Below are 13,726 nucleotides of genomic sequence, written 5' to 3'. Positions count from 1 at the left end.
TCTAAGGCGATGCCCTTGTTGCGGGGCATCGCCGCGTCTCGGCAGGCAACGAAAATTATGACGCAGTAGTATTAGCGCAGCGTAACCCGCCTCCTTCTTCAGCGGAGACAAACAGTGGTGGGTTACGCTGCGCTTACCCACCTACGATCATCAGCCCGCGTTAGCCTTCAATCCTGCCGCCGTGATGCCGGCGACGGCGCAGGCTTCGTCATTGTCCGAGGTGTCGCCGGAGACGCCGACGGCACCGAGCAGGGTGGTGCCGTCCTGGATCAGCACGCCGCCGGGGACCGGCACCAGCGCGCCCTTGGCGATGGTGTTTACGGCGTCGATGAAATAGGCCTGCTCCTGGGCGCGCTGGAACAGGGCGCGCGATCCCATGCCCATCGCGAGCGCGCCATAGGCCTTGCCGTGGGCGATCTCCGCGCGCATCAGGCTGGTGCCGTCCTGCGCAGCCGCGAGCTTGAGGACGCCGCGCGCATCCAGGATGGTGACGACAAGCGGTTTCAGCTTCAGCTCCGCGGCCTTCGCGAAGGCGGCGTCGAGGATCTTGCGGGCGGTGTCGAGGGTGAGTTCAGCCATTTGGAATGTCCTTGTGTGGTGAGGTTGTCGGATTTGCGTTGGCGCGATCGAGGCTCATGGCGAGCAGGCGCGCGACATGCAGGGCGTCGCGTTGCGCGCCGTCCTGGATCTGGTGCCGGCAGGAAGTTCCGTCGGCGACCACCAGCGTCGCCTGGTCCGCGCGCCGCACGGCCGGCAGCAGCGACAGCTCGGCCATCTCGATCGAGGCATCGTAAGTGTCCGCGCCATAGCCGAAGGCGCCGGCCATGCCGCAGCAGCTCGATTCGATGGTCTCGACTTTCAGGCCAGGAACGAGGCGCAGCACCTGCTCGACCGGCTTGAACGCGCCAAAGGATTTTTGGTGGCAATGGCCGTGCACGAGCGCCTTCTCGGCGATCGCGCCGAGCGGCAGTTGCAAGCGACCGGCCTCCGCCTCGCGCACCAGAAACTCCTCGAAGGTGAGGGCGTGGGCGCTGACAGCCTTGGCGTCATCGTCCTTGCGCAGCGACAACAGCTCGTCGCGCAGCGTCAACAGGCAGCTCGGCTCGAGCCCGATGATCGGCACGCCCCGCGCGGCAAACGGCGTGAAGCTCTCAACGAGACGGCTGAGCTCGGCCTTCGCTTCGTCGACGAGACCTGCGGACAGGAACGTACGGCCGCAGCAGAGCGGCCGGGTGCCGCTCACGGGCTTTGGCAGATGCACGCGATAGCCGCCAGCGACGAGCACACGCAGCGCGGCGTCGAGGTTTTCCCGCTCATAGATGCGATTGAACGTGTCGGCGAACAGCACGACCTCGCGGCCATCCACAGGTCCGACCGCTTCCGCTGGCGGTGCAAACACATCGCTGCGGAAGGCGGGCAGGGCGCGGCGCGCGCTGATACCTGCAAAACCCTCGAACAGCCTTCGCAGCAGAGCGCTGCGATTGCGCAGGTTCGCAAGCGGCGCGAAGCGCGCGGCAAGGCCGGCATAGCGCGGCAAATAGCCGACCAGCCGGTCGCGCAGCGTCAAACCGCGAGAAGCAACGCGCGCCGCCAGCACCTCGATCTTCATCTTGGCCATGTCGACGCCGGTCGGGCATTCGTGGCGGCAGGCCTTGCAGGAGACGCAGAGCTTCAGCGTCTCCATCATCTCGTCGGAGGAAAGTGCGTTGGGGCCGAGCTGGCCGGAGATCGCGAGCCGTAGCGTATTGGCGCGGCCGCGGGTGACGTCCCTCTCGTTGCGTGTCGCGCGATAGGACGGACACATCACGCCGCCCTCGAGCTTCCGGCAGGCGCCGTTGTTGTTGCACATCTCGACCGCGCCCTGGAAGCCACCGCCCGCACCGGGCCAGGCAGACCAGTCGAGCTTGGTTTTCAGCTCAGTGACGCGATAGTCCGGTCGATAGCGGAACAGCGAGCGGTCGTCCATCCTGGGCGCATCGACGATCTTGCCGGGGTTGAGGACGCCATCTGGATCGAACCGCCGCTTGACCTCCTTGAAGTCGGCGACGAAACGCTCGCCGAACATCGTTTCGTGAAACTCAGAGCGCACGATGCCGTCGCCGTGCTCGCCGGAATGCGAGCCCTTGTACTCGCGCACCATCGCGAATGCCTCTTCGGCGATGGCGCGCATCGCCTTCACGTCCTTCTCCAGCTTGAGGTTCAGGACCGGGCGCACATGCAGACAGCCTTCGGAGGCGTGCGCATACATCGTACCGCTGGTGCCGTGCCTCGCAAAAACCTCGTTCAGCCGCGCGGTGTAGTCGGCGAGATGCGGCAGCGGCACAGCGCAGTCTTCGACGAAGGAGACCGGCTTGCCCTCCTGCTTCATCGACATCATGACGTTGAGGCCGGCAGCGCGGAAATCGGCGATGCCGCTTTGCAGGGCGGGCTCGGTGATCTCTACCACCCCGCCCCATTTGCGCTTGTCGTTGGTCCAGCCGAAGCCGAGATCGCCCATCAGCTCAGCGAGCTGCTTCAGGCGCTGCAAATTGGTCGCCTGGTCCTCCTCAGCGAACTCCACCACCAGCACCGCATCCGGATCGTCCTTGATGGCGGCGCCGATGATGGGCCGAAACATCGCGATGTCGCGCCCGAGCGCGATCATGGTGCGGTCGACGAGCTCGACCGCGATCGGCTTGAGCTTGACCAGATGCTGGGCCGCATCCATCGCCTCGTAGAAGCTGCCGAAATGACAGACGCCGAGGGCTTTGTTGCGGATCACGGGCCAGAGCTTCAGCTCGACCTTGGTGGTGAAGGCGAGGGTGCCTTCGGAGCCGACCAGAAGATGCGCCATGTTGTTCGGCGCATTGCGCGGAGTGAGCGCATCGAGGTTGTAGCCGCCGACGCGGCGCTGCACCTTCGGAAACCTGTCCGCGATCTCGTCGGCCTCGCGCGCGCCGAGATCGAGCATGTCGCTGAACAGTGCAAGCGCACTGTCGCCGGCGTTCACTTGAGTGAGATCGCGCGGGACCTCGCCGAAGCCAGCTATCGTGCCGTCGGCAAGCGCGGCTTCCATCGACAGCGTGTTGTCGCGCATGGTGCCGTAGCGCAGCGAGCGGCCGCCGCAGGAATTGTTGCCGGCCATGCCGCCGATGGTGGCGCGTGACGCCGTGGAGACGTCGACCGGGAACCACAGGCCGTGCTTTTTGAGCTGGCGGTTGAGATCGTCGAGCACGATGCCGGGCTCGACCACGCACGTGCGGTTCTGGACGTCGAGCGAGAGGATTTGGTTCAGATGCTTTGAGACATCAATGACGAGGCCGTCATTGATGGTCTGGCCGCATTGCGAGGTGCCGCCGCCGCGCGGGGTCACCTTCAGGCCCCCGTCGCGGGCAATGGCCAGCGCCCGCAGCGCCTCGTCCATGGTCTTCGGGACGACCACGCCGGCCGGCATGATCTGATAGAACGAGGCGTCGGTCGCATAGCGGCCGCGGCTGAAGGCGTCGAACAGCACGTCGCCGGTCAATTCTGAGCGCAGGCGCCGTTCGAGCGATGAGGCGTTCATCATCCCTGATCCTGAGGTGATCCAACGGGGCTGTCCCACCGCATTGGATTATTCATTATTGTCTGAGACCGATTACATTGTGAATTCATAGTGGGCAAGCTGGTCGCCCATTTAGGGCGATACCGGCATATCCCCATCGGGCTCGGTCAGGTGCTCGATCGCGGCCGTCCGCTTGTTGCGCAGATGCTGGAACAGGATGTCGCTGAGCTCGCTCCCAGCGCGGCGGCGGAGCGCGTCGAGGATCGCCTCATGCTCGCGCATGGCCTCGCCCCAGCGCTGCCGCTTGCGCGCGAAATTGGCCGAGTAGCGGATCCGGCGGATCCGCCCTGCGAAGTTGGCGTAGGCGGCCTTCAGCGTCTCGTTGCGCGCGGCTGCGACGATGCATTCGTGAATGCGCTGGTTGGTCTGGAAGTAGCCGGGCATGTCGCGGTGCAGATAGTGGCCATACATCTCGTAATGCAACCGCTCGATCTCGGCGATTTCATCATCGGTAATGGCTTCGCAGGCGAGGCGTCCGGCCAGGCTTTCCAGGCCTGCCATCACGTCGAAGAGTTCCTCGAGATCGCGCTGGCTGAGCTGGCGCACCCGCGCGCCGCGGTTGGGCAGAAGCTCGATCAGGCCCTCGGCGGCGAGCACCTTGAGCGCTTCGCGCAAGGGCGTGCGGGAGATGCCGAGCATCTCGCAGAGCTGCCGCTCGGGAACGCGTGCGCCCTCGGGGATGTTGCCTTCCACCACATAGTCGCGCAGCCGCAGCAGGATCTCGCCGTGGAGCGAGACCTCCTGGCGGTCGCCGCCATTGCCGGCCGGGTGGGCGATCGGAACCCCGGTTTCGGGAATCGTGGATTTCATATGCAGGACAGTAGTTTGCCGTTTGCGTGGCGTCGACGTCCACAATCGAATACCAAATTTAGATTGAAAGGACAAAAAATGAATGCAAAATAGCGGATGAGCCGGCCACGGTCCGCCCATACGGAGGTTTTCATGCACCAAGGACGCCATTTCCTCCAGATTCCAGGCCCGAGCCCCGTGCCCGACCGCGTTCTGCGCGCGATGGACATGCCGGTGATCGACCACCGGAGCGCGGAGTTCGCCGAACTCGGCCGCGCCGTGCTCGAAGGCAGCCAGAAAATCTTCCAGACGTCAGGGCCGGTGGTGATCTTCCCGTCCTCGGGGACCGGCGCCTGGGAGGCTGCGATCGTCAACACGCTGTCGCCGGGCGACAAGGTGCTGATGGTCGAGACCGGCCACTTCGCGACCCTGTGGCGCCAGATGGCGCGACGCTTCGGCATCGAGGTCGATTTCATCCCCGGCGATTGGCGCCGTGGCGCCGACCCCGCCCAGATCGAAGCCAGGCTCACGGCGGATACGGCGCACACGATCAAGGCGGTGATGGTCGTCCACAACGAGACCTCGACCGGCGCAACCAGCCGGATTCCCGACATCCGCGCCGCGATCGACCGCACTGGCCACCCGGCGCTCCTGATTGTCGACACCATTTCCTCGCTCGGCTCGGTCGACTACCGGCATGAGGAGTGGAAGGTCGATGTCAGCGTGAGCTGCTCGCAGAAGGGCTTCATGCTGCCGCCCGGCCTCGGCTTCAATGCGATCTCGGAGAAGGCTCGTACTGCCTCCAAGACCAACAAGATGCCGCGCTCCTATTTCGATTGGGAGGAGATGCTGAAGCCCAATGCAAAAGGCTTCTTCCCCTACACGCCGGCGACGAACCTGCTCTATGGCTTGCGCGAGGCGATCGCGATGCTGCTCGACGAGGGCCTCGACAACGTCTTCGCCAGGCATCAGCGGCTTGCGGCGGCGACGCGCGCCGCCGTCGGTCATTGGGGCCTCGAAGTGCTGTGCCAGGAGCCCAGCGAATTCTCGCCGGTGCTGACGGCGGTGCTGATGCCGCCCGGACATGACGCCGATCAATTCCGCAAGACCGTGCTCGACAATTTCAACATGTCGCTCGGCGCTGGCCTGTCGAAGGTTGCCGGCAAGGTCTTCCGGATCGGCCATCTCGGCGAATGCAACGAGCTGACGCTGCTCGGCGCGCTGACCGGTGTAGAGATGGGGCTTTCCGTTGCCGGCGTCCCGCACCGCTCCGGCGGCGTCGATGCCGCGATGAAGTACTTCGAGCAGCGCACGCAGAGCAATTCCTCACCGCACCTGAAAGTGGTCGGCACCTAGGATGGGCCGCGCACCGACAATCCAGAACAACAGATAGGGTAGGGTGGAGATGAAGGTTCGGTTCAAGGCCACGCATGTCGTGCTGGCAATGCTCTGTGCGATGTATTTCATCACCTATGTCGACCGGGTGAACATCGGCACGGCAGCCGGCGAGATCCAGAAGGAGCTCGGTCTTTCCAACACTCAGCTCGGCCTCGTCTTCTCTGCCTTCGCCTATCCGTATCTGCTGTTCCAGGTGATCGGCGGCTGGGTTGGCGATCATTTCGGGCCGCGCAAGACGCTGTTCTGGTGCGGCATGATCTGGGCCGTGGCGACGATGATGACCGGCTTCGTGCACGGTCTTGCCGCGCTGTTCATCGCGCGCTTCGCCCTCGGCTTCGGCGAGGGTGCGACCTTCCCCACTGCGACGCGCGCGATGCAATACTGGACGCCCGCGAACCGCCGCGGTTTTGCGCAAGGGCTCACTCACTCCTTCGCACGGCTGGGCAATGCGATAACGCCGCCCGTCGTGGCGCTGCTGATCCTCTGGCTGACCTGGCGCGGCGCGTTCGTCGTGCTTGGTTTCGTGAGCCTGGTGTGGGGTTTCATCTGGGTCTGGTACTTCCGCAACGAGCCGAAGGAGCATGCTTCGATCACGGAAACCGAGCTCGCAGCGCTGCCGCCGCGTCCCGTCGGTGACCGGCCGCGCGTGCCGTGGGGGCCGCTGCTCGCCCGCATGTGGCCGGTGACGCTGACCTATTTCTGCTACGGCTGGTGCCTGTGGCTCTATCTCAACTGGCTGCCGCTGTTCTTCAAGAACAGCTACAATCTCGACATCAAGAACTCGGCGCTGTTCGCCTCGGGCGTTTTCTTCGCCGGCGTGGTCGGCGACAGCGTCGGCGGCGTGCTGTCGGACCGGATTCTCGATCGCACCGGCAATGTTCGCTTCGCGCGGCTGAGCGTGACCGTTACGGGATTTGCCGGAGCGCTTCTGTCGCTGCTGCCGATCCTGTTCATCCATGACATCACGGTCGTCGCGCTCTGTCTGTCGGCGGGCTTCTTCTGCGCGGAGCTGGTGATCGGTCCGATGTGGTCGATCCCGATGGACATTGCCCCGAAATATTCCGGCACCGCATCGGGCATCATGAACACGGGGTCCGCCTTCGCCGCCATCGTGTCGCCGCTGGTCGCGGGGTTCGTGATCGACGCGACCGGGAATTGGTACCTGCCGTTCCTGATGTCGATGGGGCTCTTGCTGCTTGGCGGCTTCTCGGCCTTCCTGATGCACCCGGAGCGTCCGTTCACGGAGATCGAGGGGCGCGTGCCGACCGGAAAGGTGGTTGCCGCGGAGTAGGGGGAGGGCGTCCGGGCGGGGGTCGCCGGTTATGCATGGGAGGCCCCTAGGAGAGGGGGACAAGCCCGTCAAATGGTGCTATTCGGCGGCCATCAAAACCAAGGCTAGACCGGGAAGGACGCCTATGACCGTGCATACTGGAAGGCATTTTCTCCAGATTCCAGGACCGACCAACGTGCCCGACCGGGTGTTGCGGGCGATGGACATGCCGACGCTGGACCACCGCGGTCCGGAGTTCGCCGAGATCGGTTTTGCCGTTTTGGCCGCGATGCAGCGGGTTTTCCGCACCAAGCAGCCCGTAATCATCTATCCCTCCTCCGGAACCGGCGCCTGGGAAGCGGCGATGGTCAATGTGCTCTCGCCCGGCGACAAGGTTTTGATGTGCGAGACCGGCCAATTCGCCGTGCTGTGGCGCGGCATCGCCGACAAGTTCAAGCTCGACGTCGACTTCATCCCGAGCGACTGGCGCCATGGCGCTGATCTGGCCGAGATCGAACAGCGCCTGTCCGCCGACAAGCAGCACGAGATCAAGGCGGTCTGCGTCGTGCATAACGAGACCTCGACGGGCTGCGTGACGCCGCCCGCGGAGGTGCGCAAGATCCTCGACCGCGTGAAGCACCCGGCGCTCTTGATGGTCGACACCATCTCCGGCCTCGGCTCGATGGAATATGAGCACGATGCCTGGGGCATCGACGTCTCGGTCGCAGGCTCCCAGAAGGGCCTGATGCTGCCACCGGGCCTTGGCTTCAACGCCGTCTCCGAGAAGGCGCTGGCCGTCGCCAAGTCTAACCAGGGCATGCGCTCCTATTGGGACTGGCAGGAGGTCATCGCCTTCAACAAGGCCGGCACCTTCCCCTACACGCCCGCGACCAACCTTCTTTTCGGCCTGCGCGAGGCGGTCAAGATGCTGGAAGAGGAGGGGCTAGAGAACGTCTGGACCCGCCACAAGCGCCATAGCGCCGCGACGCGCGCGGCGATCAAGGTCTGGGGCCTGGAGACGCAGTGCGCGGATCCCAACGCGCATTCGCCGGCGCTCACGGGTGTGCGCATGCCCGAGGGTCATGACGCCGACAATTTCCGCAAAGTGGTGCTCGAGAACTTTGACATGTCGCTCGGCACCGGCCTGAACAAGGTGAAGGGCAAGGTGTTTCGGATCGGCCATATCGGCCATTTCAACGATCTGATGCTGATGGGCACGCTGTCCGGCGTCGAGATGGGCCTCGATCTTGCAAAGGTCCCGCATCGGAGCGGCGGCGTGCTGGCGGCCATGGACGTCCTCAAGGGACGCGACGCGGTGCCGATGACCAAGGCTCAAGTCGCCTGAACTCAATCTAAAGCGCGATGAGTAGTCATCGCGCTTTGGGGTTTATTTTTTTGAGCATGATCTTTTCGGAAAACCGCTGCACATTTTTCCGGATCATGCTCCAGTGAAGAAAGAGAGCGCGCGATGAACGCACCCGTGACTGCCAGCGAAGACCTGCTCTACTCCGTCACGGACGGCATTGCGCGCATCACCTTCAATCGTCCGCAGGCGCGCAACGCGCTGACCTTTGCCATGTATGAGCGCATGGCGGAGATCTGCCAGGCCATCAATGCAGATCGTTCGATCAAGGCACTGATCCTGACCGGCGCCGGCGACAAGGCGTTCGCCTCGGGTACCGACATCTCGCAGTTCCGCGCCTTCAAGACCGCGCAGGATGCGCTCGACTACGAGGCGCGGATCGATCGCGTGCTCGGCACGCTGGAGCAGTGCCGCGTCCCCGTCATCGCGGCGATCGCGGGGGCCTGCACCGGCGGCGGCGCAGGGATTGCGGCCTGTTGCGACATTCGCATCGGCACGGAATCCACCCGCATCGGCTTTCCGATCGCGCGCACGCTCGGCAACTGCCTGTCGATGTCGAACATCAGCCGCGTCGTCTCGTTGGTGGGACCTGCCCGCACCAAGGACCTGATCTTCAAGGCGCGCCTCGTCGAGGCGCCGGAGGCCCTGGCGCTCGGCCTGCTCAATGAGGTCGTTCCTGACGTCGAGACGCTTCAGCGCCGCGCCGACGAGACTGCCAAGCTCGTCGCAAGTCACGCGCCGCTCACGCTGGAAGCCACCAAGGAGGCAGTGCGCCGCATTCGTCGCACGCTGTCGCGTGAAGAAGGCGAGGATCTGATCCTCAAGGCCTATATGAGCGAAGATTTTCGCGAGGGCATGGATGCCTTCCTCAACAAGCGCGCGCCGAACTGGAAGGGCAAGTAGGACCCCCGTTTGTTTGCGCGCGTTCCGTCAGCCGAAAGTCATATGCGGCGGAATGTCCGCAAGCTTGAACTCGTCAGTATAAGCCCGCACAATGCACCGATAGATTTCCCGGCATTACAAAGCCAATAAGAACCAGGGGACGAAACTCGTGCGAATTCCAGTGAAGGCCGCCGGAGCTGCGGCGGCCCTGTTGATGAGCGCGCCGGCCTTCGCCGGCTGGGAGCCGACCAAGCCTGTCGAGATCGTGGTCGCCGCCGGTGCGGGCGGCGCTTCCGACCAGATGGCGCGCATGATGCAGGCCGCGATCCAGAAGAACAATCTGATGAAGCAGCCGATGGTGGTGTCGCTCAAGGGTGGTGCCTCCGGCGCCGAAGCGCTGATGTACATGAAGTCCAGCGAGGGCGATCCGAACAAGGTGCTGATCGCCTACTCGCTGATCTACATGCTGCCACTGTCGGCCAGGATCCCGTTCAACTGGCGCGAACTGACGCCGGTCTCGGTGATCGCGCTCGACCAGTTCGTGCTGTGGGACAATGCGGCGGGGCCGAAATCGGTGAAGGAGTTCATCGAGGCGGCGAAGGCCGCAAGCTCCCCGTTCAAGATGGGCGGCACCGGCTCCAAGCGCGAGGATCACGTGCTGACCGTCTTCCTCGAGCAGAAGACCGGCGCGAAATTCTCTTATCTGCCCTACAAATCAGGCGGCGAGGCCGCGACCCAGCTCGTCGGCAACCACACCGAATCCAACGTCAACAACCCAAGCGAAAATCTCGAAGTCTGGCGCGCGGGACAGGTGCGAGCGCTCTGCGTATTCGACAAGGAGCGCATCTCCTACACCCCCAAGGTGACGGAGACGCAGTCCTGGCACGACATCCCGACCTGCAAGGAGGAGGGGCTGGACATCCAGTACCTGATGCTGCGCGCGATGTTCTTGCCCGGCAAGGTCACGGCGGAGCAGCAGGCTTTCTATGTCGACCTCTTCCAGAAGGTGACGCAGACGCCCGAGTACAAGGATTACATGGAGAAGCAGGCCTTGAAGCCGATCTTCCTCACCGGCAAGGACATGGTGCAGTTCCTCGAGGAGGACGACGCGCTGAACAAGTCGCTGATGACGGAGGCGGGGTTCGTTGCGAAGTAGCCGGACTCTCCGTGGGTCCAGCTCTCACCGTCCCCGTGGAGACTCCCCCTCACCCTAACCCTCTCCCCGCAAGCGGGGGAGAGGGATCGGCCGCAGTGGTTGTTGTTCGCTCATGTCTCAAACCGATATCGAAATCGTCGTCGACGATCCGACCGCGCCTGAAGACGACTCCCCCTCCGTCGTCAGTTCCGGCACGATCGAGATCGTCGTCTGCCTCCTGCTGCTCGTGCTCGCCACCACGCTCGGCTACGACAATTGGCGCACCGGCATTTCCTGGGATTCGACCGGGCCCGAGCCTGGCTACTTCCCGTTCTATCTGTGTGTCGTCCTCGCCGGTGGAAGCCTCTATGGCCTCGTCGCGGCGCTGCTTGCGCGGCGTGCCGGAAGCGAACCCTTCGTTACCCGCGCGCAGGCCCGCCGCGTGATGGCGGTGTTCGCGCCGACGCTTCTGTTCTGCCTGGTGACGCAGTTCCTCGGACTCTATGTCGCGAGCCTCCTCCTGATCGCGGGCTTCATGCGGCTGATCGGCAAGATTGCGCTGTGGAAGTCGCTGCTCACCGCTCTTGTGTTCACGGCGATCATGTTCGTCACCTTCGACGTCGCCTTCGACGTCATCATGCCGAAGGGACCGCTCGAAGCGGCCTTCGGTTTCTAGGGCTGCCAACGATGGAAGCGTTCGGTCTCCTCGTCCACGGCTTTGCCGTCCTGCTCACCTGGAAGACGCTGGTCCTGATGATGGTCGGGCTCGTGCTCGGCATCTTCGTCGGCGTGCTGCCGGGGCTCGGCGGCCCCAACGGCGTCGCCATCCTGCTGCCGCTGACTTTCACGATGGATCCGACCTCGGCGATCGTGATGCTCTCCTGCATCTATTGGGGCGCACTGTTCGGCGGCGCCATCACCTCGATCCTGTTCAACATCCCCGGCGAGGCCTGGTCGGTGGCGACCACCTTCGACGGCTACCCGATGGCACAGCAGGGCCGGGCGGCGGAAGCGCTCACCGCGGCGTTCACCTCCTCTTTCGTCGGCTCGCTGGTCGCGGTGCTGCTGATCACCTTCCTCGCACCGCTGATCTCGTCCTTCGCGCTCAAATTCGGCCCTCCCGAGTTCTTCGCGGTGTACCTCCTGACTTTCTGCTCCTTCGTCGGTCTGGGGCGCGAGGCCAAGCACAAGACCGTCATTTCGATGTCGCTCGGCCTTTTGCTCGCCGGCATCGGCATGGACACCGTGTCCGGCCAATTGCGCATGACGTTCGGCTCCGCCGAGCTGCTCCGCGGCATCAACTTCCTCGTCGCCGTCATCGGGCTCTTCGGCATCAGCGAGATCCTCCTGACGATGGAGGAGCGGCTGGCGCTGCGCGGGCACGCCGCGAGCATTTCGCTGCGCATCGTGCTGTCGGTGTGGAAGGATCTGCCGAAATACTGGGTGACGCTGCTACGCTCCTCCTTCATCGGCTGCTGGCTCGGCATCACGCCGGGCGGCGCGATCGCTGCTTCCTTCATGGGCTACAATCTCGCCAAGCGCTTTGCCAAGGACCCCCAAAGCTTCGGCAAGGGGCGCATCGAGGGCGTGTTCGCGCCGGAAACGGCCGCGCACGCCTCCGGCACCTCGGCGCTGCTGCCGATGCTCGCGCTCGGCATCCCCGGTTCGGGAACGGCGGCCATCCTGCTTGGCGGTTTGATGGTGTGGGGCCTCAATCCGGGGCCGTTGTTGTTCGTCGAGCACAAGGATTTCGTCTGGGGCCTGATCGCCTCGATGTATCTCGGCAATGTCGTCGGTCTCGTGCTGGTGCTGACCACGGTGCCGATCTTTGCTTCGATCTTGCGCGTGCCTTTCGCCGCGGTCGCGCCGATGATCGTGGTGTCCTGCGCGATCGGCGCCTACGCCATCCAGAATGCGATGTTCGACATCTGGCTCATGCTGGGGTTCGGCGTCGTCGGCTACGTCTTCAAGAAGATCGGCATTCCCCTGGCGCCCTTCACCCTGGCGCTCGTGCTCGGCAATCGCGCCGAGGACGCCTTCCGCCTGTCGATGATCGGTTCAGGTGGCGACCTCAGGGTGTTCTGGTCGAACGGGCTGGTCGGCTCGATCACGACGCTGGCGATTCTCCTGCTGTTCTGGCCCGTCATCGATGGTCTGATCGGGCGTTTTGGGTTGACGCAGGGTGGACAACGGCCGCGTCACAGCCGCCATATCGATGAAAATGGTGGATAATCAGGTGCTTACCGCATTGATCTTAATCCTATTGCTTATGGAACCGATTGTTTCCAGATGTTGCCTGGCTGCGACAGCCTTTTGGAACCCGCTAGCGTATGGATTGACCAGGAATGGTGCTGAGGGCATTTTCATGAAGCGGATTGCAATAGGAATGGCGGCGACTTTCTCGTTGCTTGCAACGGGCGCGATGGCGGCCGATCTGGCGCCGAAGCCTTACGTCAAGGCGCCGCCGATGGTGGATCCTGGCTACAACTGGAGCGGCTTCTATCTCGGCGGAAACGTCGGCTATAGCTGGGGACGCGAGCGCGATGACGGTTCGCTCACGGGTACGCAGAGCGTCCAAGTGTTCCGCACCGCTGGTCCGACCCCGGTTGGCCCTCCCGTTGTGACGACGCTGGCCACTGCGCCCATCTGGGGTCGCTCCAACGTTAATGGCGTGCTTGGCGGCGGCCAGTTTGGTTACAATTGGCAGCAGAGCAACTGGCTGTTGGGTCTCGAAGCCGATCTTCAGGCCAGCGATGAGAAGTCGACTGGCAGTGTCTGCTCGGCGATCGGCTGTCCGGCAGGTTCGGCTTTGTTCGCGACCAATTACAAGCTCGACTGGTTTGGCACCGTGCGCGGCCGCGTCGGCTGGCTCGCAACTCCGCGCGTGCTTCTGTACGCGACCGGTGGCCTGGCCTACGGACACCTGGGCGCCAGCGCGCCCGCGATTGGCATCGGCTGGGGTGGCACAAATGCCGGCTGGACTGTCGGTGCCGGCGGTGAAGTCGCGCTCGACCGCAACTGGTCGGTGAAGCTCGAATACCTCTACATGGACCTCGGTTCGTTCAACGGTGCTTCGGCGTCGGCGACCACCGTCACCAACGCACTCAACACCCCTGCGATCGGCTTCAACACCGTCACGACGACGACAGCGACGGCAAATTTCGGCACGCGCTTTACGGACAATATCGTCCGCGTCGGCGTAAACTATCGTTTTTCAGGACCGGTCGTCGCGAAATACTGAGCGCGTCAACAGGCCAAGCCCTGAGCTTGATCAGGAAACCGTCACATTGGAGCCCGGCCATCGCG

Annotated in this window: 11 protein-coding genes; 8 read left to right on the top strand and 3 right to left on the bottom strand. The window is 63.9% G+C overall.

Features of this window, described 5'->3' with window-relative positions:
• Positions 1-150 precede the first annotated feature (150 nt).
• The 3 genes from Q2941_RS41635 to Q2941_RS41625 all read right to left on the bottom strand — a co-directional run bounded on the left by Q2941_RS41635 (position 151) and on the right by Q2941_RS41625 (position 4,393).
• Complete coding sequence (locus tag Q2941_RS41635) at positions 151-579, bottom strand: GlcG/HbpS family heme-binding protein (RefSeq protein ID WP_254111541.1); 429 nt, start codon at positions 577-579, stop codon at positions 151-153.
• Positions 572-3,547, bottom strand: coding sequence for an FAD-binding and (Fe-S)-binding domain-containing protein (locus Q2941_RS41630; RefSeq protein ID WP_458196148.1), 2,976 nt, complete (start codon positions 3,545-3,547; stop codon positions 572-574). The genes Q2941_RS41635 and Q2941_RS41630 overlap by 8 nt, the downstream gene beginning before the upstream one ends.
• Positions 3,548-3,655: 108 nt before the next feature.
• The gene (locus Q2941_RS41625) at positions 3,656-4,393 is read right to left on the bottom strand and encodes a GntR family transcriptional regulator (protein WP_027528515.1); all 738 of its coding nucleotides are present in this window, start codon (positions 4,391-4,393) and stop codon (positions 3,656-3,658) included.
• A gap of 132 nt (positions 4,394-4,525) precedes the next feature.
• Between Q2941_RS41625 and Q2941_RS41620 the strand changes: the two genes are divergently transcribed.
• The 8 genes from Q2941_RS41620 (at position 4,526) to Q2941_RS41585 (ending at position 13,661) form a co-directional block, all read left to right on the top strand.
• On the top strand, positions 4,526-5,728 hold the full coding sequence (locus Q2941_RS41620) for a pyridoxal-phosphate-dependent aminotransferase family protein (protein WP_458196147.1): 1,203 nt from the start codon (positions 4,526-4,528) through the stop codon (positions 5,726-5,728).
• A 49-nt stretch (positions 5,729-5,777) separates the two neighbouring features.
• Positions 5,778-7,061 (top strand): MFS transporter, encoded by a 1,284-nt coding sequence (locus tag Q2941_RS41615; protein ID WP_254111544.1) that lies wholly within the window; start codon positions 5,778-5,780, stop codon positions 7,059-7,061.
• A 124-nt stretch (positions 7,062-7,185) separates the two neighbouring features.
• On the top strand, positions 7,186-8,385 hold the full coding sequence (locus Q2941_RS41610; protein ID WP_027528518.1) for a pyridoxal-phosphate-dependent aminotransferase family protein: 1,200 nt from the start codon (positions 7,186-7,188) through the stop codon (positions 8,383-8,385).
• Between the two features lie 123 nt (positions 8,386-8,508).
• The gene (locus Q2941_RS41605; protein WP_027528519.1) at positions 8,509-9,306 is read left to right on the top strand and encodes an enoyl-CoA hydratase/isomerase family protein; all 798 of its coding nucleotides are present in this window, start codon (positions 8,509-8,511) and stop codon (positions 9,304-9,306) included.
• 193 nt (positions 9,307-9,499) lie between these two features.
• Positions 9,500-10,441, top strand: coding sequence for a Bug family tripartite tricarboxylate transporter substrate binding protein (locus tag Q2941_RS41600; protein ID WP_458196150.1), 942 nt, complete (start codon positions 9,500-9,502; stop codon positions 10,439-10,441).
• Between the two features lie 112 nt (positions 10,442-10,553).
• Positions 10,554-11,096, top strand: coding sequence for a tripartite tricarboxylate transporter TctB family protein (locus tag Q2941_RS41595; RefSeq protein WP_458196146.1), 543 nt, complete (start codon positions 10,554-10,556; stop codon positions 11,094-11,096).
• 11 nt (positions 11,097-11,107) lie between these two features.
• Positions 11,108-12,652 carry a tripartite tricarboxylate transporter permease gene (locus Q2941_RS41590; protein WP_458196145.1) on the top strand — a complete coding sequence of 515 codons (1,545 nt, stop codon included), beginning with the start codon at positions 11,108-11,110 and terminating at the stop codon, positions 12,650-12,652.
• Entirely contained in the window at positions 12,603-13,661 is a 1,059-nt protein-coding gene (locus tag Q2941_RS41585) for an outer membrane protein (protein WP_458196144.1), read from the top strand. The genes Q2941_RS41590 and Q2941_RS41585 overlap by 50 nt, the downstream gene beginning before the upstream one ends.
• Positions 13,662-13,726: the final 65 nt, after the last annotated feature.

Source organism: Bradyrhizobium sp. UFLA05-153 (assembly GCF_054185185.1).
The sequence above is the reverse complement of the archived record's forward strand: the minus strand, read 5'-3'. Positions and strand labels throughout refer to the sequence as shown.